We start from the raw sequence: 24,194 nt of genomic DNA, 5'->3' as shown, positions 1-24,194 counted from the left end.
GCAAAGTAAGAGAAAGTCCCGCACTTGAATGAAAAATCGACCGCTAAAGCCGTGAAAGGAGAACAGAGCTCCCCGGAACTACTCAGATAAATAAAAAATGTAACACTGTAAAATGAAAACATGAACATTGAAATTTTTGATTGAATTAATCTCCATAATGACATTGTCCCAAAAAAATCACAAAGTAGACTTATAAGATGAAACAGCAATCCCCTGGCAGCTCACTTTAAAGAGGGAATACTTCCCCCCGGAAACAGCGAATAACAGCAAATAGCTGACTATTACCCGCATTCCACTCACACAGGCAATACTTCAGCACAAAGCCAGGTGCCCGTAGAGGAGAGTAAGCGGAAAAGAAGTAAGCAGAAAAGAAGTAAGCAGAAAAGAAGTAAGCAGAAAAGAAGTAAGCAGAAAAGAAGTAAGGGCGAAGAAGTAAGGGCAAAGAAGTAAGGGCGAAGAAGTAAGGGCGAAGAAGCTAAAAACTGAAAGAAATCTTTTTTTCGATCAGGATGGGGAAGAGGGCCAAAAGAAGTTGAGATCACGAAATTTTGAGCTACCCGAAAAATAAGCCGAAAAATAAGCCGAAAATTTTTGAGCCCATCTACCGGGAGAAAACTGGGCAAAAAATGAAAGGCAAAAAAATCCACACTGCCGATTCAAAATTTTGGAGCCAATGCACCTCAGTAAAAGGCCAGGAAAAATTCCCGTCGGTTATGGTATATGGGATGATTTCCCCTAATGATGCTGCAAATACATGTCAGCATGCGGACATGGAGAAAAATAAAAAAGGCAACAGTTCTGAGAACTGGCAAATGTGAGGCAACTGCAAAGGGATGTGACCCACAGAGGTGAAAACCCTCAAAAGGCCGAACCCAAAAAGAGTGCGAAAGCCCGCAAAACCTGCTACTGACCAGAACTCCCCTCTACCATGCACCCGGAAATCGCACAGCCGGATGAAGGTGGAAAAAGGGAACCTTTCGTATGAATCATAAAATGGAGGTTAAAAAATATGTTGGACTTTACAGAGGCAAGTCTGAAAAATGTCTTAACCAGATACAACGTAGCTCTGGAAAAGGAGATGACTCCTGAAGAAGCGGCAGAAGAGCTCTACCCGAAAGACGAGTTAGTCTACCCGATCGCAAAGGCAATCTTCGAAGGTGAAGAAGATGATGTGATCGAAGGGCTCCAGGCAGCAATGGACGCAGGCAAGGACCCGATCGCCCTTATCGATGACGCCCTCATGGTCGGAATGGCTGTTGTCACCAAACTCTACGACGACGGTGTCATTTTCCTCCCCAACGTTATGATGTCTGCTGACGCCATGCTTGATGGTATCGAATTCTGTAAGGAAAACTCCGAAACTGCCCCTGAAACCAAGGGAACTATTGTCTGCCACGTCGCAGAAGGTGACGTCCACGACATCGGCAAGAACATCGTAGCTGCTCTCCTCAGGGCAAACGGCTATGACGTGGTCGACCTCGGAAGGGACGTGCCTGTAGACGAAGTCGTTGCAGCAGTCCAGGAAAACAAGCCCATCATGGTCACAGGGACCGCACTCATGACCACCACCATGTATGCCTTCAAGGAAGTCAACGACAAGCTTGTTGAGAAAGGCCTCAAAGTACCTTTCGCATGCGGCGGCGGCGCAGTGAACCAGGACTTCGTGTCTCAGTATGCCCTTGGTGTGTACGGAGAAGAAGCAGCTGACGCACCCAAGATTGCAGACGCAATCGTTGCAGGTACCACCGATATCGCAGTATTAAGAGAGAAATTCCACAAGCACTGAGGTGAATGAAATGGCAGCAACAAGATACACTTCAATGGCATACGCAAGCGCAGACGAAATGAGCTTCGGAGTATCCAAGCACCCCGTAAAGGCAGGCCTTGGCCTTGAGATCGGTGCAGGCTACACAATTCCTGAAGTTAACTACGCACCCAGGCCTGAAGCCGGTGCATCCAAGGAAAAACTCGTAAAGGAATACGAGAGGATCACCACCGACATCATGGCAAGAATGGTCCAGGTCGGTTTCCCCGCAGTTATCCTCGAAACCGAACACGTCCAGCAGATGTCCAACAACCCCTCCTGGGGAGCAGAAGTTGCACACGCCCAGAAGACCATCATGGAAGAATACCACGATGAATACGGCATAAAGTGCGCACTCCGCCACACCATTGGTGACATCCGTGAAAACAGGGACTTCCTCCAGCTCAGAGGCGACAAGTACTCCGTCTTCCTCGAAGCCTTCGAAGAATGCGCCAAGTCCGGTGCAGACCTGCTTTCCGTTGAGAGCATGGGTGGAAAAGAAGTCTTCGACTACGCCGTTCTCAGGAACGACATCGCAGGTATGCTCTATGCAATCGGCTGCCTCGGCTCCATCGACATGGAAATGATCTGGTCCGACATCGCCGCAATTGCAAAGAAGACCGGCACCGTTGCAGCCGGTGACACCGACTGCGCCCAGGCAAACACCGCAATGTTCATCGGCGGCGGGCTGCTCGACAAGAACCTCGCCCACACCCTCGCAATCCTCGCAAGGGCAATCTCCGCCCCCAGGTCCCTCGTTGCATACGAATGTGGCGCAATGGGCCCCGGAAAGGACTGCGGATACGAAAACATCATCATCAAAGCAATCACCGGCAAGCCGATGACCCAGGAAGGTAAGACCTCCACCTGCGCCCACTCCGACGTAATGGGCAACCTCATCATGCAGTGCTGTGACTGCTGGTCCAACGAGTCCGTTGAGTACCACGGTGAATTCGGCGGTACCACTGTTCAGTGCTGGTCCGAGTCCCTTGCATACGACTGCGCCCTCATGAACACCGCTCTTGAAACCAAGAACGAAAAAGTTCTCAGGGACCTCCTCATGCTCTCCGACAGGTACAGAGACCCCCAGTCCTACGTGCTTGCATACGACAACGCATACAAGGTCGGCCAGGCAATCGTCAAGGACGGAGACAACATCTACCTCAGGGCAAAGAACGCTGCAGTCGAATGCTGCAACATAGTCGAAGAAGGCGTTGCAGGAAAGCTCTCACTCTCCAGGTTCGAGGCAAAGGCCCTTGCAGACGCAAAGGCAGCTCTCGAAGTCCTTCCGGACGACATGGACAAGTTCATGAGCGACTGCCTCACCAAGTACCAGAGCGAAGTAAAGGTATTCCTTCCGGAGAACTACGGCTTCTAAGCCGAAATCTCCTTTTCTTTTTTCTTTTTTGAGTTCATTTACTTATACTGCACATTGCGTTTTTCACATTGCGTTTTTCACATTGCGTTTCTGCATATTTCGGTACTGTCCGTTTTTCCTCACATTTTTAACCCTCAAACCCTCTAGCCCGGATTGTTACTACATCCGGATGACTTTAATGGTCATCCATATAACTATTCCAGGCAGCCCGAAACAATTTTGATTGGTCATCCGATCATTTAGAATAGTTACCTGCCCATTAATACAACATCTACATGACAGGTAGAACCGGAAGAAGAAATTATAACAGGTAGAACCGAAAGAAGGAATTAAAATTATTTTCTGAAAAGCGCCAGCCAGAAAAATCCTCTTCTGAGAGCAAATCTTTATTTTTGTTCGGGAAAATAGACAGATGACAGTCCGGAAACCTTTGAGAAAGAAGTCCTGAAGCCAGAAGAAAAGGAGTTATGCTGGATGAAGATAATCATTTTCATGTGCGGGGAAGGACTCGGGCATACAAGCCGCTGCCTCGCCCTGGGAAAAGAGCTAATGAGTGCAGGGCATGAAGTCCACTTCGGAGCATATGGCTATTCGAAGGAACTTGTTGAAAAGGTGGGTTACGCCGCCCATGAGATCCCCTCGGAAATAAAGCTGGTTGGAAAGGCAGGAACCCTGGACTTCAAAGGGTCCATTGAGGCAACCCTCAAGAGCGCGCAGATCCTGGGCGGCCCGAAAATCCTGAAGATAACCAGAGACATTGAACCTGATGTGGTGGTTTCGGACAGCTATTACCTGGGAATCCTTGCAGCAAAAGCCCTCAAAATTCCAGTATACCTTATCCTTAACCAGTCAAATATGGAAGAATTCTTCAGGAACAGGGGAGTGCCCATCAGGCTTCTCGGGGAACTGACAAAAAAGCTCTACAACCAGGTCTTTGAACTGGCGGACAGGATAATTATCCCGGACTACCCCCTGCCCTATACGGTCTGCAGGAAAAACCTGAGTTTCACCCCGAAAGTCCGGGAAAAGCTCTTTTACAGCGGGCCCCTTGTCAGGGAAAAGTACGAAGAAGTAGAAGAAATACCCCTCAAAAAACCGCATGTCCTCTCACTTATAGGCGGCTTCGGGTACAGGGAGCCGATCTTCAGGAACGTGCTTGAAACAGCAAAATTAGACCCCGACATCCACTATACCCTCATTTCAGGCCCCAATCTTGATTCGTCGAAATTCACAGACCTGCCGGAAAACGTGCAGGTCCTTCCTTTCATAAAAGATGCTTTCCCCTACTTCAAGAGCTCGGATGTGGTAATTGCCCCGGGCGGGCACAGCACCATGATGGAAGCCTTGAGTTTCGGAATCCCTATCCTCTCTTTCCCGGACGAAGGACACAACGAACAGGAAAGCAACGCCGCAGTGGTCGAGGAGGAAGCTTACGGAAGAAGGCTCAGCTATTCCACCCGCCCCGAAGCCATCCGGGAATGCATCCGGGAAGTCCTGGAAGACAAGAAGTACAGGAATAAAACCGAGCGCCTCCGCAGGCTTGCAAAAGAACTGGACGGGCCAAAAGCAATCAGGGAACTGCTAGAAAAAGAAGTGGGAACGGAAACTGCCTGAAATCCTCAAATCCTTTCCTTAGATCCTTTTCTTAGATCCTTTTCTTAGATCCTTTTCTTAGATCCTTTTCTCAGGTCCTTTCCTCAGCCCCTGCTCTCAACCCTTCAAGATACCTGAAAAGCTCAGCATGGTTTTCAAGCACAAGGTCTGCATGCTGCAGCCTTTCGGGCCCCAGGGTGCTTGAGACAGCAACGCAGTAAAGCCCTGCGGCTTTTGCTGCCTCCACTCCCAGAGGAGCATTTTCGATTACCAGGCACTCCTCTTTTTCCAGTCCCAGAAGCTCGACCGCTTTCAGGTAAGGATCGGGAGCCGGTTTTCCGTTTTCCACATCAATGCCGGCAACGGCGACCTCAAAGATGCCGGAGAAAAAGCGCTGCACCATCTTTTCGATGATCTTGCGGTCGGACCCCGAAACCAGGGCAAGCCGGAAACGTCTCTTTAACCCTTCCAGGCAGCTGACCATTCCTTCAAAGGGCTTTATGCCGTCGAAGTCCAGAACTTCCCTCTTCCTGCGGGGAAAAAACTCAAAATCTTCAGGTCCCGGGATTTTCCCTTCCTTCCCAAAGATCAATTTGACTACTCCCAGGCCATTCGAGCCTTCGATCTGGTAAATGTCCTCCCGCTTGATAGAAATTCCTGCTTCTCCGAAGGCCTCAATCCAGGCATCGGCATGGAAACGCATGGAGTCCACAAGGACGCCGTCAACATCGAAAATGATCGCTTTTAACATCTACCCGGAAGATTGCTGTGGTCTATAATAAAGTTTGTGAAAGTACTAAATAAAGAAAGATTCTATATAGAAATTTATAGGATTATGCTATGGAACCCCATCTGGAAACCTTATTAGAAACCCCATATAAGAGCCCCGTTTAGAAACATATCTAGCAGCCCTTTCAGGAACCCGATTAAAAGCCAGAGAAGGAGCACTTCCAGAAACCGGTTAGAAGCCAGATCAATTCCCCAGGGGGCCCAGGAGTTCCGGAATCATTTCACATACCTGTCGTAAAGGTACCCGCCCAGCCAGTATCCGAGAAAGGAAAAAAGAAGGGTCCCCGGAGCAAAGACGGGAGATTCATACCCTCTCAGGCTGAACAGCAGATTGAAAAAGGCAAGGTAGAGAAACAGAAATATGACAAAACCGGCCAGCTCTACCTGTATTTTTGAAGGTTTCAGATTTACTCAAGCCCCCTTTTAAGCTTTCCTGATTTCATTCTTCGGGCTTTTCGGGCCCTATTTCACCGTTCGGATTTTTCTTCTTCGGGCTTCTTCTTGAAGTCCAGGGAGACGGAATTGATACAGTAGCGTTTTCCTGTGGGTTTCGGCCCGTCCTCGAAAACATGCCCCAGGTGCCCTCCGCAGCGGGAACAGACGACTTCGATCCTGTGCATGAAATGGCTGTTGTCTTCCCTGAGCCTTACCCGGTCACTGGAGACCGCATCCCAGAAACTGGGCCAGCCGGTCCCTGATTCAAACTTGGTGTCCGAAGAAAAAAGTTCCTGCCCGCAGGCAGCACAGGTATAGACTCCTTTTTCCTTGTTATAGTACAGGTCCCCGGAAAAGGGCCTTTCCGTGCCTTTCTGCCTCAGGACGTAGTACTGCTCGGGAGTGAGAACGTTCTTCCACTCCTCCTCCGACTTCTCGATTTTTTGCTGCGCCACTCACAAAACCCCCATTTACTGAATTCCTTATCGATCCGATAGTCTCCTATCCGATGGTCTCCGATCCGATGGTCTCCGATCTGATGTCTTGCCGATCTGAAATTCTTACTTATTAATGTATAGTACAGGATTTTTTATTATTTCTTTGGGTCAGGCAAACCATCCGGCCTTCCGGAAGATGCAAAGACCGGCAAACCATAAAAATATAAGCAATCATATATAATTTTCAATATAAATAACAGCCCGTAAGAACGAAGCAACCCACCAGTTAAAGATTTCATGGAAGCGGATACTGAGAAAGGAAAAGACCACAGTATAATTGCAGCCGCCCTCATATTTCTGATTCTTGCGGCAGTATTCACACTGGTCATTCATCTGCAGATTAATCTGGGGAAGTTTACCCTGCCCTTCTACCTTGTCGTATCCGGGATGTTCCTCTTTGCCTCTGCCCTGGAAACGGAAAGGAGTATGGGAGAGGCAATTGCCTCCCTCGGTGGGATTCTTACCTCACTTGGCCTGCTCCTGTTTTACCAGTACAGCACGGAAAACTGGGAAAGCTGGGCCTATGCATGGCCCCTGGTGTTTCCCGGGGGGATGGGACTCGGACAGCTGGGCTACGGGGCTGTGAAGGCAAGGGAAGAACCCTTTGAAAGGGGAAAAGTTCTGATCACGGTGAGTACAGGGTTATTTCTTCTAAGCCTGGTAGTTTTCAAGCTATTCTTTCGGTGAGAAAAATAGAAAGGGGAGTTTTGAAACCTCAAAAGCCGCAAAAACTCCCCGAAAGCAGCTAGTTTTTCCTGCAGGCCTCATTCATACCGGAGAGAGTCTACAGGTTTCATTTTTGCGGCCTTCCTCGCTGGATAGACCCCCGACACAAAGCCCACGACTACAGCCACAAAGAACCCGGCTGCTATCAGGCTGAAGGGGAAAACGACCGGAAGGTTCAGGAGGGTTTCCACACTGTAAGCCCCTGCTATGCCCACTGCACCTCCGATGATGCCCCCGAAGACCCCGAGGAGGATTGCCTCAACCATGAAGAGGAGCAGGATATCAAAGCCGGTAAAGCCCAGGGACTTGAGGATCCCGATTTCCCGGGTGCGTTCGGTCACGCTTACGAGCATGATGTTCATAATCCCGATGGAGCCGACCAGGAGAGAGATCAGGGCAACAGCTGTCAGGAAAGAACTGAGGGATTTTGCCATCATGTCGGTCTGCTCCAGGATTTCTGCCTGGTCGATGATGAAGTAGGGCCTTGAATCCTTATCCTCAAGGTCCCTTTCGGAAATCCCGAAGTTCCTGGCCAGGCGCTCGTCCACTTCATCCGAGGTCTCTTTAATGGTTGCGAGGTCCTCGGCCATGGCAAAGATCCCACCGTAGTCCGTTTCCCCCAGCATTTCGTTCATGGCGTCAACGGGGATCATTACGGCATCGTTGTCGTTGAAACCCTGGACAAGCGCACTGTCCGGGTTCTCGATTATTCCCTTTACCTTGAAAGTTTTAGTGATTGTTTCCCCTTCCCCCACCCGGAAAGTGATGTCAATGGAATTCCTGACCCTGATGTCCCGGTCAAATTTTTCGTGCGCCACGTCGTAGCCCACGATAGCCACATACTTATCGTTGTCCGAGACGAAGTTCCCGGTCCTGAGGTGTGTACCTGCAACCTCGTCATATTCCTCCGAGATCCCGTAGATCGGAACGTTTTTCGCCTGGGACATGAACCCGACAACCCCCGACTGCTGCTTGAGCACCGAAACCTCCTCGATCCCGGGCGTATTCTCTACAATCTGCTTCTCATTTCCATAAAACAGGTTCGGTTCCATCCCCTCGATATAAATAAAGTTGGACCCGATGGTAGAGACCTCATCCGTAAAATACTGGTTGAAGCTTCCTCCAAGAGACACGTTTGCGATCACGGCGGCAACGCCGATAACGATTCCAAGCACTGTCAGGGCCGAGCGCATCTTTGAATGAGAAATGCTTCCAAAGGCGATTTTTCCTGCACTTAAAAGGGGGATCATTGGGTCAGAGCTCCTTTTTTTATCGGGGTCACAGAGTAAGAAGTAGGACCAGAGAAGGAACATGAGAAGGTCAACTACTTTTCTACTTTTGGTTTAATTGACCTCACTGGATATATAAATGATCTACAAATCAACCAGCTGACAGCTAGGCTGCCTGGGAGGAATTGCCGCTGTCCTGCGCCGGCACAGGTGCCCGGCCTGCAAGCGCCTTTTTACAAAAAAGTACCTGGGAATAGAAAGCCGTGAGTTTGTAACCTCTTCTTGGGGTGACCCGGAAGAAAATGCAGGGTATGTCCACTCCGACGGCTACCAAAAACACACAGCTAGAAGTGAGGGATACACCGCATCCGAAAGGGTTGAAATCCTGAAGCATGCTTTCCAGTGAAAGGAATGCCAGCACAGGTGGACTGTTGAGGAGGAGAAGGAATTTTGAAAGGGGAATGACTCTCTCAACAAACCGCTGCCATTTTTAAGTGCACTTTTAATTCATTTTTTGCAACTTGACCACAAATGTTAACAAAAATTCATATGGAAAAATAGCTTTGCGATTGAAAAGATACATTAAAAAATATTAAACTCATAATCAAAACAGAGGTAGAATAACACAAATAATTTAGAATATCTGCCAGTTTGCGGGCAGTTATCCCTAAAAAATAACCAGGAAGATAGCATGAACCAAGAATTGTTAACCAAAATTTGTAATGATATAAACTCGTGCCCTAACTGGAGAAGCGGTAGCTTGAAATGTGGAAGGGATGAAACTGCAATCCCAAAGACTGTTGAAATAAAAGATACTCAGAAAATTTTGTTAATAACAAGAGATCCTTCGAATCAAGCAAATAAACTCGATGACGTAACCAGTTTCGAAAATTCATTTTTCATGGACAAGGTGCTTCCTATTTTATTCGCTGATTACGAAACAGAGAAAGCAAAAAAGGACATGAAATATTTTGAGGATTTCAGAGAAAAGTTCCTGAGTTTGTTTTACTGGACCCACTACCAAAAGTGCTTCCCTGGGAAAAGAGAGGGAGCTCACAAACAACCAAGAAAAAAATGTGCAACCAGATATCTTAAAACTGAAATCGAAGCTTTTGACCCTGAAATCATAATTTGTATAGGAGCAAAGGCTGTTGATCATGTGATAAAGGAGGCCGTTGAACGAGTAAAAGGTGAAAAACTGCTACAAACAATCTCCAAAAACGGCAATAACCACGTTACATATTCTGGAAAAAAGATTCCTTTTATCGCTCTGACCCATCCTTCAGGTTCAAACAACGGTGCAAAGAATAACCCATCTTACAGGTATGAAGAAACAATAAAATTAATTCGTGAAAAAGTAAGAGAGTTTGAGTAAATTGCAGATGAAACATAGAAAGCTAGAGAGCAATCATAAAAAATGATAATATGTAGATGACGGACGAAAAAAATAATAGAGCGAGATTTTAGGAGAAAAGAATGCCCCTTACAATCCGCCCCGAAACCCCCACCGACTACCCCGGCATAAGCGAAGTAAACGACCTCGCTTTCGGGCAGCCTGCCGAAGGAAAGCTTGTAGAAAAGCTCAGGAAAAACCCGAAATTTGTCCCCAGGCTCTCCCTGGTCGCCGAAACTGAAGGCAAGATCGTGGGCCACATCCTCTTTTTTCCCATAATTATCAAATCCGCAAACGGAAAAGAAAAGGAAACTATCTCCCTAGCCCCCGTGTCTGTCTTGCCCGAGTTCCAGAAACAGGGAATCGGGGGAGAACTAATAAAAGAAGGGCTGAAAGCCTGCCGGGAACTCGGATATGATTCAGTAATCGTCCTCGGGCATCCCGAATATTATCCCAGGTTCGGGTTTGAACCAACGGTTAAGTGGGGGATAAAAGACCCATTCGGCGCACCGGAAGAAGCGTTCATGGCGCTGGAGTTGAAGGAAGGGGCACTTGAAGGCGCAGGTGGGGTTGTGGAGTACCCGGAAGAATTCAATGACGTTTGAGGGGCAGGACTTCATATTCCATTCAATAAACCCGATCCGGCCCGGGCGCAAGCGACCCTGGAGGGGCGCTGGATTCTTAAAAGTAAAATTGAAAGCAGATCCTGACCTGGAAAATAGCTTAAAAAGCTGCCAGAAAACACGAAATTAAAAAAGAGTGAAAAAGAAAGAAAAAAAAGGTGGGAGACGGAATTCCCACGGCTACTTGAGAAATAAAATAATATTTCTTAAATTTTGCGGCTTACAGGTTCTTTCCCATTTCCTTTGCCCTTGCAAGGACAGCTTCCTGTGCAAGGATATCTTCTTTTTCGCGGGTTCCGGCTGCAACGATGCTGCCCTGGACGTCGAACTGCATGAAGGAGAAAAGGCCTTCCATGTAGTCAAAATACTGTTTGAAAGTGTTCGGGTCAGGGTTACCCTGAGTGTAGGCAAGGACGAACTTCTTGGGCATGTTGAGGCGGGTTGAGAAGTCCGGTTTGATGAAGGCGACCAGGCGGTCCACGAAGAGTTTGGTCTGGGCGGTAATCTCCCACATATAGAGGGGGGAGCCGAGCACGATGGCATCTGCGGCCTGGACTTCCTCGTAGAGTTCCTGCATATCGTCGTCGATTACGCACTTGCCCTCGGCCTTGCAGGTCATGCAGCCCCTGCAGGGGGAGAGATCAAGGCTGGAAAGGTTGTAGAGATTTGTCTCGGCGCCGTTTTCTGCAGCACCTGCGAGGATTGCATTCACGAGTTTTTCAGTGTTTCCGGCCACTCTGGGGCTTCCGACTAATCCTAAAACTTTCATCTGAAATATTCCTCCCTGAATTATAATAAGAACTGAATTAAGGAAATGAGCCAGTTCAATAAAAATGTTTCCATGAAAACCTTACCTGCACCTTGAAAATCAAGCGCTTCTCGAAGAGTAAAAGGGTGAAAACAAAAGAAGGAGATAAAAAATTCAGATTGAAAAGTTCTCGCCAGATTCGGCTTTAAAGAACTCGGGGCCAGGGAGGTGGGAAACAGAGATCAAACGTCCCAGATCCCTTGCTTTTTCCAGCAGTTTGGGCCGGGAGGACACTTTTACATTATCGGTTCCTGCCGCAATGATTGTTTCCAGAACATCAAAGCCCAGGTAGTAAAGAAGCCCGGCAGTGTAATCGAAATAGGGCTTAAAGGCATCCCTGTCGGGACTGCCCTGAGAGAAGACCAGGATCATTTTTTTATGGTCGAGCCGACTCGAAAAATCAGGCCTGAGAAAAGCCGTAAGGCGGTCCACAAAGAGTTTAGTCTGGGCTGTCATCTGCCACATGTAGACAGGAGAACCAAGAATAACGGCATCGGAACTCCGGATTTCCCTGTAAAGTGCCCTCATGTCATCATCAATTACACACTTGCCGCTCTCCAGGCACCTTTGACAGGCATCACAGCCTTTGATGTCAAGAGCCTCGAGGTTATAGACCTTCGTTTCAGCGCCCTTTTCCGAGGCCCCCTCGAGAATTGCATTTACAAGCTTTGCGGTATTTCCATTAACGTTAGGACTGCCCACCAGACCAAGAATTTTAATGTAGAATCCCCCATAGGAAATTTAAAGAAAATAACCCCTATAGAACAAATGTAAATAAAAGTATAAACTCTTGGTCAGTATAAAAATGTTTCTTCTGTTTGAAGGGGGACTGCAGGACTTCCATTGCGAGAGGAAAACAGGGAAAAAGAAAACAAAAAATAAAAAAGAAATACAAAAAAGCAAAAAGAAATAATGGAGAACCTTGCCTTACTCCCCAAAAAGAACAATCACCCGACCAGCATCTTCCTCAATATAAGGATCGCACCAAGGATTGCGGCAATGGCAAGTATCACCCATATGACCGGCTGGTCCCCGGAGGACTCAGCCCCTCCTTTTGCCTCTACATCACTGGTATTTCCTTCCGAATCTTCTTCCAGATAATCCGTGTCTTCACCGTCTGCAGATGGTTCAGACGTTTCTTCACTCTTGTTCACTATCGTGGCTTCATTTTCGTCATCATCCGAATTCGAAGACCCGGAGGAGGAGGAGACCGAACCCTGGACGTTTATTTCGACAATCGAACCGGGACCTTCCGTTTCAATTGATTCCAGATCGGCCGCAGAGATATCGAGTTCTGCTTTTTTATCATTGATGTAGAATTCCACCTCTTCCAGATTCCCGTAATTCTCAGGGGCGAGGTTCAGGTTGAGACTGAATTCTCCTTCCTCATCAACCGTGCTTTTCGCGATTAATTTTCCTTCGTAATAGGCCAGTATTTCGGAACCTGTTGCAACAGGCTCTCCGTTTACATCCATTTCACCCTGCAAGATCAGCGGCAGTGCAGGCAAGCCTTCAGCCCCTTCGGATGATTCGGACTCGGCTGCCATACCTCCCGTTGTGCATGCAAGCAGTATAAGCAGGCTTACAGCAAGTACTCCGAACTTTCGATATTTGATCAGCATAACTTACCCCCAATTTATGTATACGTCTCAAACTTCCATGAACCGGAGGTGTTCATGGGTCTCCTGCTTCATCCCTCGGGCCGCGGCCGGGAATCTGCAGGTTCATCCCCTCCCGAAGAGGGGCCTCAAACGTGTGCAAGTTCCCTTTTACCCCTGACATGGCCTTCTCCCCCGTGAATCCCACAAATTTCCAATTCGCAGGATTTACTGGCCTCGCCTTGAGCATGCAAAAAGGGCGGTAGTATGAGATATATAATTGATATTATATATATTTGATAGATTTTAATATATTAATTTTTGAATAATATAAGGGCCGAAAAAGGCAAAAAGGGCCGGAAATGAAGCCCCTGTAAGGCATTACAAAGGACTGCACCCGGAAAAAACCCGAAATGAATATCCCGAACTGAATACCCCGAACTGAATACCCCGAACTGAATACCCCGAACTGAATACCCCGAACTGAATACCCCGAACTGAATACCCCGAACTGAATACCCCGAACTGAATACCCAGAACAGAATACCCCAAACAGAATACCCCAAACAGAATACCCCAAACAGAATACCCAGAACAGAATACCCAGAACAGAATACCCCAAACAGAATACCCAGAACAGAATATTATTCTAAATTTAGTTCAGGCAAACCGGTTACCACCCCACGGCATACAGTGTGGTATTTTCTGTCGCAAGGATCCAGTAGCCCTGGTAGGGTTCCATCATAAACACATCCGTGCCCACATATTTACCCTGGAGTTCACCTTCAAGGCCGTTTCTTCCTATGTAAGTATAAGAAGCATCAAGTGGGTCCCAGGGCCCGATGATTTCGAAATAGGAAGCATCGATTCCTGCAAGGGTAAATTCCGCAGAAAGGGTCTCTGTAGAATCCGTAAACCCTATGGCGTTCCAGCCTTCATAGATGGGGATGCTGGCTCCCGGAACCTGTGGGTCAGAGTTCTTTCTTTCCAGCCGCTCAAGCGGGATGAGCCCGAAATCGGGACTTTTCACCCAGTACCCTTTAAGAGGCTCCAGGTCTGCTGCATCCGTCCAGATCCCATCGGCCGCATCGTAGTAAATCACCGACTCATAATTCAGGTCGGCAAAAATGTAGTCTACGCTTGCATTCTCAAGTGCATAGGGCACCGAGATGAAGGTCCAGCCGGGGAAGATACCGATTCCAGGGGCTTCCGGGTCAAATACCCTGATATACTGCTCCTTTGTGGTTGAAACACTGGCAATGGTTTCGCCCCCTTCAAGGATTGAGATGCTTGCCGTCACATTGTAAATCCCCGGATCTGCGTAGATATGGGTTGCATTCATTTCCGTTGAATTTGAGCCGTCCCCAAAGTCCCAGATCCCCTCAACAGTCACGTTCCCCATATCAAAATCAGGCCCAAAATCCGCAAGAGGCGTGAAGTTCACGGAGAGAGGCGCATACCCGGACCTGGGATAGGCAGTGAAATCAAGCTTCGGGTACTCCGAAACCGGCTCCTCTTCAAGAACCTCGATATAAGCCTCTTTTGTGAGAGACTTGTTCAGGGTCTCGTTGCCTTCCGTGTAGAAGAGGGTCAGGGTGACATCATAGGTCCCAGGGGTCCCATACGTATACGACCCGGTGATCTCTGTCGAGTTGGTACTGTTCCCGTCCCCGAAATCCCAGAAGCGCGTGACTTCCGCGGTATCGGGGTCAAAGTCAGGCCCAAAATCCGAGGTATCGGTGAAGTTCACGGTAAGAGGGACATTTCCGGACAGCGGCTCGGCAGTGAAGTTCATAACCGGAAACTCATCTTCAACTGTCCCCGAAAGCACCTCTATGTATTCGGTTTTAGTTTCGGACTCCACAGCAAGCGTTTCCCCGTCTTCGGTGACTGTTACTGTGAGAGTGACATCATAAATTCCGGCTTCCTCATATACATGAGAGAGATCCGGAATCGTAGAATCTGCAGTCTGGCCGTCTCCGAAATCCCAGGAAAAGGAGACGTCCATGATTTCAGGATCAAAGTCAATCCCATAGTCCGTTGTATCTGAGAAAAGAACAGAAAGAGGCGCCGGCCCTGAAATAGGTTCTGCTACGAAATCAGGGATAATAGGCTCTTCCAGCTGTGCTTCTGCGGCACCTGACAGTGCCAGTACTAAAAATAAAACAAACGTAAAATAAAAAACATGAACTACTTTTATCAATATTCCCCCTTCACTCACTTTCTTGATGGAATTCTGTCAGGCATGCCAAAGAATTCCACATAAACATAATATATGAAGAATTATATAGATTTCGTTTTAATAAATAATATATTAAAAATAATTATATGATACAAATCCACAAGCAACAGGATAAATAAAGAGATAGCAAGAAAAAATAAAGAGAAAAGGGCGATAAAAAAGAAAAAGGAAGAAAGTAAAGGAAAAAGAACAAAAGAAAGGAAAAGGGAACCGCAAAAAGAGAGGGGAAGAGAAGGAAAGAAGGGAAAATATGTTCCCAAAAGAGCTTATTTCCCCTTCAGGCCTCCATCTTCACTTATTACCCTTTCGAAGAAGAGCAAAAGCTCCCAGTCCTGCAAGAAGCACGGATAACAACTTGAATCCGGGAATTGCAGGCTTTTCGGGCTCTTCTTCCGCTTTTTCGGCTTTCATAGGCAGGCCGGCATATGCCTTATAGTCTGAAACCGAAACCCCAAGGAAGGTGGAGTCTCCTGAATAATACTTCACAAGGGATGCAAAACATTTCTGTATCGCCATTTTATCTTCGAAGCCCTCACCCACCGAAACTTCTATAAGGCCTTTTGAGCCCGCTCCCCTGATTTCTCCCATCTGTGGCACAACGGCGTCCACGATAAGAGAGGAGGAATTCAGGTTTGTAGTCCCCCTGTCATACGCCCTGACCACGAAGAAATCGACAAATGGGGCAATTTCTTCAATATTCGAGGCAGCATAGCGTGGGGGCAGGTTTGCAGAGAAGGAGACATTTCCTCCGGCTTTTTCGGATGCAGCCTCAAACAGGGACACGTAATCCATACAGCCGTCTTTGGAAGCCGGGTCCGCAGATGATTCCATATAGATAGTAATCCCGTCAAAGGCTCCCAGGGACTTCTTATTATAGTCAAGGACAGCATCCACGGCATCAAGGGAAGTGTTCAGGTCCCAGGCACCTGTACAATCCGGGTCTTCAAGGAGCACAGCGTACACTTCAAGTCCTTCTTCATGTGCCGATTTTACAAAGCGTTCGTACTGCCAGACATCTGTTGTGTCCACGCTAAGGAAAATCGTATCGATGCCTGAGGCCTCAAGCCCTTTAACCAGGGAGGGGAAATTGAACTGGTAAGGAGAAGAAAGCCGAATTCCAGAAACATCCACACTGTATTCGGGGAACACCACCTCAGGGACAGTTTCTTCCTCTTCAGTCAGGTTTTCCGGCGCCTGCTCGGGTTCTTCAGGAACTGGAACTTCGGGAGTGGAAACCTCCCCTACTTTCGGCTCTGTAACCTCTTCTGCAGCTGGTTCGGTTTCTTCTGCGGCAGGTTCTGTTCCTGCAGGAGCCGAAACAAAGCGGATTGTGGGCTCGACCCCTACAAATTTGCGGACCAGTACGTAGTCCACGGCCATATATCCGGTATTATCCGAGGCATCGGAATAGGAAGCTGCGTAAAGGTAAAGGTGCATGGGCAGGTTGGTGACATACGCGGTTGAGGTGTAATCCATCCTTGAGTCCCGGACTCCGTTTTTGAACCAGGCAACACTGCGGTTGTCGTCATCCCCATACCAGGCAATCCCCGATGTATACCATTCTCCTTCCGGGACCCTGACATTTGTCAGGTCAAAAGTACGGAAGTTCTCCTTTCTGGAAGTAAGCTCCCAGCGCACCCTTGTCTCATTGGCAAGTTCGGTCTCGTGCTTAATCTCGTTTTTGGTGGTGTCGATCTGGTCTATGAGACCCTGCCTCAGCAAAGGGCCCCTTTCGTCTTCTCCGGTTGTGACCTTCATCCTCCTGGCCACGAACATGGAATTAATCTCAAAGCTGTCCCGGGTGTAAATCAGGGAAAAGTCATTGGGATGAACCCTGGGAACTACAAGCTTGCAGATTCCGTTCCTGACCTCTACAAATCCCTCCCCGTCATATTTAGCATTCCAGAAAAGGCTCTGGAGGCTACTGCCCGTAAAATCATCGAAAAATTCAAAAGTATCTTTTCCACTGCTTACCGATTTTGCTGCGGGGTTCCCATACTTCATGAGGACAGTCCTTTGCCCGTTTGCAGGGAGGAAAGAGACCCTGACCCAGACGGTGGCTTCCCCGCTCTTCGGGTCCCAGGTCTCGACCCAGTAATCAAGTTCCTTTTCTCCCACAAAGAAACGAAGGTCTGAACCATCGGCTTTAGCTTTGGAGAAATTGAAATTCGAAGAATCGAGAATTATCGGAACCTGGTAGCCTGTAAGGTCTTTACCGGCATTCTCAGTTACGACAATTTTCTCAGAATAAGCCCACGGGTCATCCGTTTCAGCAAGGGCAGAGCCCGTAATTAGAACACATATGAGGAATACATAAATGATTCCGCATTCAATTGATCTGGCAGTCATTTTTAGCAGCCCCTTTGTCCATTATAAAAACGAAAAAAACAATTCTATCCAGAATAACATACAGTATTTATTTACATAACAATAAAGCTTTTTCGAGGAATACAGGTAATCAATCATATAAATAGGAATAACTTTTAGATGTGGGAGATGTTTTCCAGACAAATGATCGAAACCTGAGATTGGAACCGAAAAAAGGATTGCATGAACCGCAAAGAAAAAAACCGGCGAGTATTCAGCAAATAAAACGGTCAGCAATAAAAAGGTAGCCACAAAACAAAGGGAAATAATGAGTCCGAAACGATAATAAAGCATCCTTACAAATAAAAGTCCCCATGACGCTTCTATCCAGCAACGAACTTAGGAAACTGGTGAAGATGACCCCCCCTCTACTGGAAAATGCAGTGGACATCGAAACCCAGATCCAGCCTAACGGACTCGAACTCACTCTGAAGGAAGTAAAGACCATTGAGGGTGTCGGAGCCGTGGATTTTGACAATTCCGGAAGAAAAATTCCCGAGAGCCAGCTCCTGGAATTTGACGAAGAGGGCTGGATCCACCTGCCAGCCGGGATTTATAAGGTTCTTTTCAATGAAATAGTAAACATCCCCAGGAACCTTGCCGCAATTGCAAAACCGCGTTCAACCCTGATCCGCTGCGGAGCCACCCTTGAGACTGCAGTGTGGGATGCGGGATACCGGGGGCGCAGTGAATCCATGCTTGTTATTTACAACCCGGCGGGCTTCAGGTTAAAGAAAGACGCCCGGATAATGCAGCTGCTTTTTTATACCCTTGACAGCGAGGTAGAAGAAGGTTATTCCGGGATTTACCAGAACGAAAACACGAAATAAGATCCCCGAACTGACAGAATAAGAAAAAATCAGGAAAAATCTCGCGGGATCCCGAAATATATAGATAAAGTATATATTATCCAATCCATATATCAAACCTCATGAGCACAATCGGTAAATCCGTAAGGATGGAGCGCATTTTCGACCGGAATACACGAAACGCCATTGTCATTCCCATGGACCACGGAGTGGGGGCAGGCCCCATCAAAGGGATTGAAAACCTCCAGGAGACTGTCAACAAGGTCGCGGAAGGCGGGGCAAACGCTGTGCTGGGCCACATGGGCCTTCCAAAATACGGGCACAGGGGATACGGGCACGATGTAGGCCTGATCATCCACCTCTCAGCCTCAACCTCCCTTGCAGTGGACCCGAACCACAAGGTGCTGGTCACAACCGTGGAAGAGGCAATCAAGGTAGGAGCCGATGCAGTCTCGGTCCACATCAACATCGGAGCAGAGGACGAGTTTGAAATGCTCGAGGGGCTCGGACAGGTCGCAAGGAAATGCGATGAATGGGGCATGCCTCTCCTTGCCATGATGTATCCCAGAGGAAAGAAAGTCCGCTCGGAATACGATGTGGAAGTGGTAAAGCACGCTGCCAGGATCGGGGCCGAGCTCGGAGCCGACATCATCAAGACAAATTACACTGGAAGCCCGGAAACCTTCAGGGAAGTCGTTAATGGGTGTCCGGTGCCTGTGATAATTGCAGGCGGCCCGAAAGTAGGGTCCGAAAGGGAACTTCTTGAGATGATCGAGGGATCCCTTGAGGCAGGAGGAAGGGGAGTTGCCATTGGCAGAAATGTCTTCCAGGCAGAAGACCCGACAGGCCTGGTCCGGAAAATCGCAAAGATCGTTCACGGCGGAATGAGCGCGGAAGAAGTGCTGAAGGCGGGCGGGGAAGCCTGAGGAAACAGGCAAATACAACCCTGTATGGCACAACCATATACCCGGAGTACTTCAAGAATATATAAGGAAAGAATTTATCATGATTATTCCAGTGGAAATGAAGGGGTTGCCGTTTTTATAAAAAACGATTCTAAAGTTTTATCAGAAAACATTAATCCTGAGAAAAGGCAAGACTTCGGTTAATTTTCGAAAAAAATGAAACCTTACTGAGTCGAAACCTTTTCAATTAAGGTCCCTGATCCACTCCGGAAATTCAGGATTTATCCGGATCTTTTTTTCACATTTTAATTCACGGGAATATTATATATTATATAGTATACACCCCATGAAACATTTAAAAACTCCATCGGAAATGGAGGGGTGTAACACCTCAAACGATAAAAACTTTTTCTCTGCTCTGTCTCTGTCAGTGCCCGGACTGTTCATAATAATTGAGATACATATCAGGGAGCCCATATAAGTCCTATATATATTCGGCAAGGAACATTTCGTTAGTATGTAGATTCCATGGGAAATAAAGGGGTAGATGAATTCTTATGCAATGGATAAAAAAAATGTGAACTTGAACCTTCCGGGAAATAAATACTTCCACGATACAGGGAGGGAAAAGAAAAGAAAAGGTAAAGCACATCTGCATAAAAATAGAATGTGAAGTCACATTCATAAGAAATGTAATCTTAGGAATACATTGAAAAAGATATAGAATAGGAAGAAAAATAGATAGGGAAGGGGAGAAATATCCATATCAAAAAAATAAACCAGAGAAAAGTTCCAGTGGAAATTATATGGTCGGTGTTTGGGAAAACTTGAAAATCAGGGAGGATAAACAAAAAAGAAAAGGAAAAGGAAAAAGGAAAAGGAAAAGGAAAGGGAAAAGGAAAAGGAAAGGGAAAAGGAAAAGGAAAAAAGGGTCAAAGGTCTGAGGGCACAAGGTCGCAGCCAGTGCATCTGGGACACATGGTTTCTGCCAGTTCGGGTTTCAACCCGTATTTTTTGAGGATTTCAGCCTCCATTTTTGCAAGCTTCAAAAGGCGCTCAGGCGATGGGCGTTCGGCAAAACAATCTCCAGCCCTTAAAGGATGAGGGCTTACCGGGCGCAGGACAGGAATTACACCCATTTTTGCAAGAGTTTCGATTCCTTCCCGGACGGCATCATCTGTTTCTCCAAGCCCTATTATGAAATTGCTAAAGACCCTGTTTTTTCCGAAAATGTCCACAGCTTCTTTGAGCCTTTCCAGGATCTCGTCAAGGAAAAGGCCCCCGCAGACCTTCTGGAAAATTTCACTGTCCATTGTTTCCACGTTATACTTGACTTCGGAAGCTCCGGCTTCGTAGAATTTTCGGGAACAGCCCTCGGTGGGATACACCGAAACCCCTATGGGAACACCATACTTTTTGAGGGCCGGGAGCAGCCCGAGCACGCGGTCCACCTCTCCTTCAACGGTTTCCTCGACACCCGAGGTGAGGGAAATGGCTTTAAGCTGGCCTGCCTTAAAAACTTCATCGACGATTTTCAGGACGTCTTCTTCACTCTTGACATGTCCCTGGAGTTTGGGCACGGGACAGTATTTACAGTCAAAGATACACCTTTCGCAGAGGGTAATGAAAGCCTGCTCCGGACAATGGGCAAGGGCAGGCTCAAGCCTTCCGCGGGCCAGCTCTTTCCCTTCAAAAAAGAGCGAAACCATGCTTTCACCTCCTGATTCGTCTCCTGATTTTTCTATGGAAAGAGGGGAATCTTCTCTGATGCTTAGCCTTACCCTTCTTTCCCCCGACCTGAAGAAAACGGAACTGATACCTGCTCCAGGGCCTGCTGTGGAGCCCCGGGCCCGCGGAACGAGGGAAGGATCTATGGAAACGGAACCGATGGAAATGAGGAGAGCTTTTATTTCCGGAGTCATGAGCCTATCATGCATGCAAAAATTCCTCAACTGTTTATTACAATCTCCCCGGACCTTTTTCATCTCCGGAGGGAGATTAAAGAATTTTATATAAGTATATAATTTTAATTGTGAGTTTTTCTTTCGTATATATAAATAATTGCCAAAAACTCCGTCCTATTATGTGATTTTAATTTCTCGGGGCCACTTTCAACTCAATGATATTAAGACATGGGCCGGAATCGGGAATTAGGGGAGTGAAAGCGCCTGAGAGTTAAGATGAAAGCTAAGATGACTCTTCCATGGAGATATAAAAAGTATTCTGCCAGAAGAACCAGAAAACAGCATATATAAATAAAAAGAAGATATAGGGGAGAAGAGAGTAGATATTAAATCTGGAAGTTAACAAGGAGGGATAGCAAGTTTGTTGAAAAAATGGCTTGTATTACTTATAGTGATCTCATGTGCCCTTTTTGCGGCCTCCTCTGGATGTAGCGAAAGCGGAGAAGATGGAAACCACGAGGATGCAGAGGAAGAAGAGGAAATAGAGATGGAAATTACCTCTACGGGGAACTCGGAAGACTGGTGCTCTGTTGGATCTTCCTGGCAGGCATCAAACCCCCAGACAGGAGAAATGGTCACAATGAAAATAACGGGGACCGAAGTTATTGACGGGGTATTGATGTGCAAAGCCGTATACGAGACAAATACGGAAGAAGATGTCTCAAAGATAGAATACCTCTGGTCCGAAGACGGGGAAACCGTTTTCTGGATTGCCTACGACGAATCAGGGAAGATGGTATCCAGCTTCAGCATGAAAGAAGGAAAGATTACGGTTACCGATGAAGAAGGAAATGTAATGGAAATAAACCAGGACTCGTGAAAAAGTGAGTCAGAAACACATTTAATATTCACCTGAAAAAGATTAAGTGGAAAAAATATAATGAAGATTTCATGGAAAATGTTTTTTTCCGGAAAAACAGCTTTTAAATTTTCTCCTTAATTTCCTTTAATTTTTCTTTCTTAATGTTGCTTTTCTTACCTGATTCCTGTTGTATTGTTACTTTGGAAGATTATTCAAGGTTACCTGAAATATTCAGCCAGGGAAAAGATCCGGTTTTACAAAGTGAAATGAGAATAAATCAGGCCCTTGTGGCATTATAGAGAAAATTTCAGGGCCAGGGTTAGTTTAATGATATTATGGTATTACAATACCATTAAAATAATACAACAATATTAGAGAGATGCAATAACATTAAAATAATGAGTTAATATTAAAAAGATGTAACAATTGTAATGAAGTAGAATAACATTATGTGTTACATATATTTTCAAAAGTATTAAATACTGGGAGGTCATAGTATACATTGCGTTCTCATCCCTTCAACCCCACAGCGAACACTACTCCACACGAAAGAATGAAAACAGGGAATTTAGGGAATTAGGGAAAATAATAATTAAAACCAACAGACGCGCAACCACATCGAACTCAGTACTTTGTATCTCTTCCCAGAAAAAAACGACTCTCTTGAATGCCGTTCGAAACTTCCAGGTTTTCTTGGGTGGGAACGCAATTATTTCTTTTTTTAGAGCGTCATAAATCAAAATTGTGATATTCAATTCCTTCTAATTTTCGGCTACGTTTTCGGCCTCGTCCTTGGGTCAGGGATCAATCTGAAAAGAAGAAAAGAAGGGCACATCACCATGTTTGACCGAATTTGAGAGCCATTCTTCTGCTTATAAGTTTCAGTAACTGACCCCACTACCCAATTTTCAAAAATCGAATTAAACTCATGGGAGTAGCTCAAATAACAGAAGAAAAGATGAAATTGGCCTTTTCTATCGACCCCCGGACAAATACTGATGAAGAACTGCCTGCAGGAAAAGTGTAGGTCATCCGTTATGACGTGGTTAACATGCATCAAGTAATAAAAACGGCAGCCCAGAAATCCTGGATCCTAACCCTTACAAACAGAATGGATCGGTAATACCGTTTTTGTCCCGGGCGTAAAGCAGGTATTTCCGGGGTGAAAAAGAGTACAGGATGAAAAATATGTTCAGATCTTCTATTTTTGTTTATTTGTTTGGTTCTACGTCATAGTTCAGACGTTGCTTTTCTGCTGAATGGCCAGCATGCTACAGTTGCATACGGCGTGGAAAAAGCGATTACTACCCAAAAATGTTATAAAGGTGCAATAACATTAAAACAATAACGGAAAATTAGAGGGGTGTATGATACATATATCTATTTAGTAACATTATGTGTTACTTATACATTGAAAAGTATTAAATACTGGGAAGTCATAGTATACTTTGCGTTCTCATCCCTTTAACCCCACAGCGAACACTACTCCACACAAAAGAACGAAAACCGGGAATTAGGGAAATAAAAATAAAACCAACAAAAGCGCAACCACACATCGAGTTCAATATTTTGTATCTCTTCCCAGAAAAAGCCTCTCTGGAATTCCGTTCAAGGATTCCAGGTTTTCCAGGATGGGAACGCAAACATTTCTTTTTTTAGAACATCATAAATCAAAATCGTTATTTCATTCGCAATTTTAGTTGCAATTTTAGTTGCAATTTTAGTTGCAATTTTAGTTGCAATTTTAGTCGTAATTTTAGTCGTAATTTTAGTCGTAATTTTAGTCGTAATTTTAGTCGTAATTTTAGTCGTAATATTGGTTTAAAATATCCTATAGATAAGCACCCTGCAGGCCAAAGAAAACGCAGGGATTTTTTTCAAAATAATAAGATTGCTTGCAAATATTGTAACTCTGCCCAGCCACTCAGGCTAAGAATCAAATAAGATATTGCCGGGAAAGGACAGGAAGTTTGTAAGATAAATAAGATTTTCCAAAAGTACTTAAGTTCAAATGGAAGGACTTATGGGATTTTAGGAGCATTAAGGGCTAATCCCCGCTTTTTCAAAGGCTGGATACAGCCCGTCAACTCCAACAACGCAACTTCATTAACATATGTATAGTAACCATCTACATAAAATAATATGCCAGAGAAAGATTATTGGATAGTATATTGATACCTAAAAGGTGAACTGATTGTTGAAAGTGCTTCGGTATAGAATCTATCCTGCAAA

20 protein-coding genes are annotated in these 24,194 nt (G+C 46.2%); 10 read left to right on the top strand and 10 right to left on the bottom strand.

The genetic code is table 11. The annotated features are described in order from the left end of the window. Positions 1-548: 548 nt before the first annotated feature. The 4 genes from FTO70_RS02115 (at position 549) to FTO70_RS02100 (ending at position 4,796) form a co-directional block, all read left to right on the top strand. Positions 549-818 carry a hypothetical protein gene (locus FTO70_RS02115; RefSeq protein ID WP_255334055.1) on the top strand — a complete coding sequence of 90 codons (270 nt, stop codon included), beginning with the start codon at positions 549-551 and terminating at the stop codon, positions 816-818. A gap of 191 nt (positions 819-1,009) precedes the next feature. Next, positions 1,010-1,786: a methanol--corrinoid protein MtaC gene (mtaC, locus tag FTO70_RS02110; RefSeq protein WP_255334054.1), complete on the top strand. Its 777-nt coding sequence runs from the start codon at positions 1,010-1,012 to the stop codon at positions 1,784-1,786. 10 nt (positions 1,787-1,796) lie between these two features. Then, on the top strand, positions 1,797-3,182 hold the full coding sequence (mtaB, locus tag FTO70_RS02105) for a methanol--corrinoid protein co-methyltransferase MtaB (protein ID WP_255334053.1): 1,386 nt from the start codon (positions 1,797-1,799) through the stop codon (positions 3,180-3,182). A 474-nt stretch (positions 3,183-3,656) separates the two neighbouring features. Continuing rightward, on the top strand, positions 3,657-4,796 hold the full coding sequence (locus FTO70_RS02100) for a UDP-N-acetylglucosamine--N-acetylmuramyl-(pentapeptide) pyrophosphoryl-undecaprenol N-acetylglucosamine transferase (protein WP_255334052.1): 1,140 nt from the start codon (positions 3,657-3,659) through the stop codon (positions 4,794-4,796). Positions 4,797-4,866: 70 nt separating this feature from the next. Here FTO70_RS02100 and FTO70_RS02095 read toward each other — a convergent pair whose 3' ends face one another. Both FTO70_RS02095 and msrB read right to left on the bottom strand, forming a co-directional pair. Next, complete coding sequence (locus FTO70_RS02095) at positions 4,867-5,526, bottom strand: HAD family phosphatase (RefSeq protein ID WP_255334051.1); 660 nt, start codon at positions 5,524-5,526, stop codon at positions 4,867-4,869. 505 nt (positions 5,527-6,031) lie between these two features. Beyond that, positions 6,032-6,454, bottom strand: coding sequence for a peptide-methionine (R)-S-oxide reductase MsrB (msrB, locus tag FTO70_RS02090; protein ID WP_255334050.1), 423 nt, complete (start codon positions 6,452-6,454; stop codon positions 6,032-6,034). Positions 6,455-6,733: 279 nt separating this feature from the next. Here msrB and FTO70_RS02085 point away from each other — a divergent pair, with 279 nt between their 5' ends. After that, positions 6,734-7,183 (top strand): hypothetical protein, encoded by a 450-nt coding sequence (locus FTO70_RS02085; protein ID WP_255334049.1) that lies wholly within the window; start codon positions 6,734-6,736, stop codon positions 7,181-7,183. Positions 7,184-7,260: 77 nt separating this feature from the next. Here the strand turns inward: FTO70_RS02085 and FTO70_RS02080 are convergent, their stop codons facing one another. Together FTO70_RS02080 and FTO70_RS02075 are read right to left on the bottom strand one after the other, a co-directional pair. Beyond that, positions 7,261-8,472 (bottom strand): ABC transporter permease, encoded by a 1,212-nt coding sequence (locus FTO70_RS02080; protein WP_255334048.1) that lies wholly within the window; start codon positions 8,470-8,472, stop codon positions 7,261-7,263. A 145-nt stretch (positions 8,473-8,617) separates the two neighbouring features. Continuing rightward, on the bottom strand, positions 8,618-8,785 hold the full coding sequence (locus FTO70_RS02075; RefSeq protein WP_255334047.1) for a hypothetical protein: 168 nt from the start codon (positions 8,783-8,785) through the stop codon (positions 8,618-8,620). 357 nt (positions 8,786-9,142) lie between these two features. Here FTO70_RS02075 and FTO70_RS02070 point away from each other — a divergent pair, with 357 nt between their 5' ends. Beyond that, complete coding sequence (locus FTO70_RS02070) at positions 9,143-9,826, top strand: uracil-DNA glycosylase family protein (RefSeq protein WP_255334046.1); 684 nt, start codon at positions 9,143-9,145, stop codon at positions 9,824-9,826. A gap of 101 nt (positions 9,827-9,927) precedes the next feature. After that, complete coding sequence (locus FTO70_RS02065) at positions 9,928-10,449, top strand: GNAT family N-acetyltransferase (RefSeq protein WP_255334045.1); 522 nt, start codon at positions 9,928-9,930, stop codon at positions 10,447-10,449. A 238-nt stretch (positions 10,450-10,687) separates the two neighbouring features. Here FTO70_RS02065 and FTO70_RS02060 read toward each other — a convergent pair whose 3' ends face one another. From FTO70_RS02060 to FTO70_RS02040, 5 genes are all read right to left on the bottom strand, one after another. Next, on the bottom strand, positions 10,688-11,236 hold the full coding sequence (locus FTO70_RS02060) for a flavodoxin family protein (RefSeq protein WP_255334044.1): 549 nt from the start codon (positions 11,234-11,236) through the stop codon (positions 10,688-10,690). 153 nt (positions 11,237-11,389) lie between these two features. Continuing rightward, positions 11,390-11,989, bottom strand: coding sequence for a flavodoxin family protein (locus FTO70_RS02055; protein ID WP_369694322.1), 600 nt, complete (start codon positions 11,987-11,989; stop codon positions 11,390-11,392). Between the two features lie 233 nt (positions 11,990-12,222). After that, positions 12,223-12,897 (bottom strand): hypothetical protein, encoded by a 675-nt coding sequence (locus FTO70_RS02050; protein WP_255334043.1) that lies wholly within the window; start codon positions 12,895-12,897, stop codon positions 12,223-12,225. A gap of 649 nt (positions 12,898-13,546) precedes the next feature. After that, the gene (locus FTO70_RS02045; protein WP_255334042.1) at positions 13,547-15,076 is read right to left on the bottom strand and encodes a PKD domain-containing protein; all 1,530 of its coding nucleotides are present in this window, start codon (positions 15,074-15,076) and stop codon (positions 13,547-13,549) included. 330 nt (positions 15,077-15,406) lie between these two features. Continuing rightward, positions 15,407-17,464, bottom strand: coding sequence for a DUF2341 domain-containing protein (locus FTO70_RS02040; RefSeq protein ID WP_255334041.1), 2,058 nt, complete (start codon positions 17,462-17,464; stop codon positions 15,407-15,409). Between the two features lie 332 nt (positions 17,465-17,796). Here FTO70_RS02040 and FTO70_RS02035 point away from each other — a divergent pair, with 332 nt between their 5' ends. Both FTO70_RS02035 and FTO70_RS02030 read left to right on the top strand, forming a co-directional pair. Beyond that, positions 17,797-18,312: a deoxyuridine 5'-triphosphate nucleotidohydrolase gene (locus FTO70_RS02035; protein ID WP_255334040.1), complete on the top strand. Its 516-nt coding sequence runs from the start codon at positions 17,797-17,799 to the stop codon at positions 18,310-18,312. A gap of 101 nt (positions 18,313-18,413) precedes the next feature. Further along, on the top strand, positions 18,414-19,217 hold the full coding sequence (locus FTO70_RS02030) for a 2-amino-3,7-dideoxy-D-threo-hept-6-ulosonate synthase (protein ID WP_255334039.1): 804 nt from the start codon (positions 18,414-18,416) through the stop codon (positions 19,215-19,217). Between the two features lie 911 nt (positions 19,218-20,128). Here FTO70_RS02030 and FTO70_RS02025 read toward each other — a convergent pair. Continuing rightward, positions 20,129-21,133 (bottom strand): radical SAM protein, encoded by a 1,005-nt coding sequence (locus tag FTO70_RS02025; RefSeq protein ID WP_255334038.1) that lies wholly within the window; start codon positions 21,131-21,133, stop codon positions 20,129-20,131. Positions 21,134-21,524: 391 nt separating this feature from the next. On the opposite strand from FTO70_RS02025, the gene FTO70_RS02020 reads away from it, so the two are divergent. Next, positions 21,525-21,980, top strand: a complete 456-nt coding sequence (locus FTO70_RS02020) for a hypothetical protein (RefSeq protein ID WP_255334037.1) — start codon at positions 21,525-21,527, stop codon at positions 21,978-21,980. Positions 21,981-24,194: the final 2,214 nt, after the last annotated feature.

The organism is Methanosarcina sp. KYL-1 (assembly GCF_024372725.1).
In the GTDB taxonomy this organism is placed as follows: Archaea; Halobacteriota; Methanosarcinia; order Methanosarcinales; family Methanosarcinaceae; genus Methanosarcina.
This window is presented reverse-complemented; position numbering and strand designations above follow the sequence as displayed.

What these genes read in the sequence shown, in the direction of transcription:
- FTO70_RS02050 (WP_255334043.1), bottom strand. Translation starts at nt 12,897, where the DNA reads ATGCTGATCAAATATCGAAAGTTCGGAGTACTTGCTGTAAGCCTGCTT.
- FTO70_RS02035 (WP_255334040.1), top strand. Translation starts at nt 17,797, where the DNA reads ATGACGCTTCTATCCAGCAACGAACTTAGGAAACTGGTGAAGATGACC.
- mtaC (WP_255334054.1), top strand. Translation starts at nt 1,010, where the DNA reads ATGTTGGACTTTACAGAGGCAAGTCTGAAAAATGTCTTAACCAGATAC.
- FTO70_RS02095 (WP_255334051.1), bottom strand. Translation starts at nt 5,526, where the DNA reads ATGTTAAAAGCGATCATTTTCGATGTTGACGGCGTCCTTGTGGACTCC.
- FTO70_RS02025 (WP_255334038.1), bottom strand. Translation starts at nt 21,133, where the DNA reads ATGCATGATAGGCTCATGACTCCGGAAATAAAAGCTCTCCTCATTTCC.
- FTO70_RS02040 (WP_255334041.1), bottom strand. Translation starts at nt 17,464, where the DNA reads ATGACTGCCAGATCAATTGAATGCGGAATCATTTATGTATTCCTCATA.
- FTO70_RS02065 (WP_255334045.1), top strand. Translation starts at nt 9,928, where the DNA reads ATGCCCCTTACAATCCGCCCCGAAACCCCCACCGACTACCCCGGCATA.
- FTO70_RS02100 (WP_255334052.1), top strand. Translation starts at nt 3,657, where the DNA reads ATGAAGATAATCATTTTCATGTGCGGGGAAGGACTCGGGCATACAAGC.
- FTO70_RS02070 (WP_255334046.1), top strand. Translation starts at nt 9,143, where the DNA reads ATGAACCAAGAATTGTTAACCAAAATTTGTAATGATATAAACTCGTGC.
- FTO70_RS02085 (WP_255334049.1), top strand. Translation starts at nt 6,734, where the DNA reads ATGGAAGCGGATACTGAGAAAGGAAAAGACCACAGTATAATTGCAGCC.
- mtaB (WP_255334053.1), top strand. Translation starts at nt 1,797, where the DNA reads ATGGCAGCAACAAGATACACTTCAATGGCATACGCAAGCGCAGACGAA.
- FTO70_RS02080 (WP_255334048.1), bottom strand. Translation starts at nt 8,472, where the DNA reads ATGATCCCCCTTTTAAGTGCAGGAAAAATCGCCTTTGGAAGCATTTCT.
- FTO70_RS02030 (WP_255334039.1), top strand. Translation starts at nt 18,414, where the DNA reads ATGAGCACAATCGGTAAATCCGTAAGGATGGAGCGCATTTTCGACCGG.
- FTO70_RS02060 (WP_255334044.1), bottom strand. Translation starts at nt 11,236, where the DNA reads ATGAAAGTTTTAGGATTAGTCGGAAGCCCCAGAGTGGCCGGAAACACT.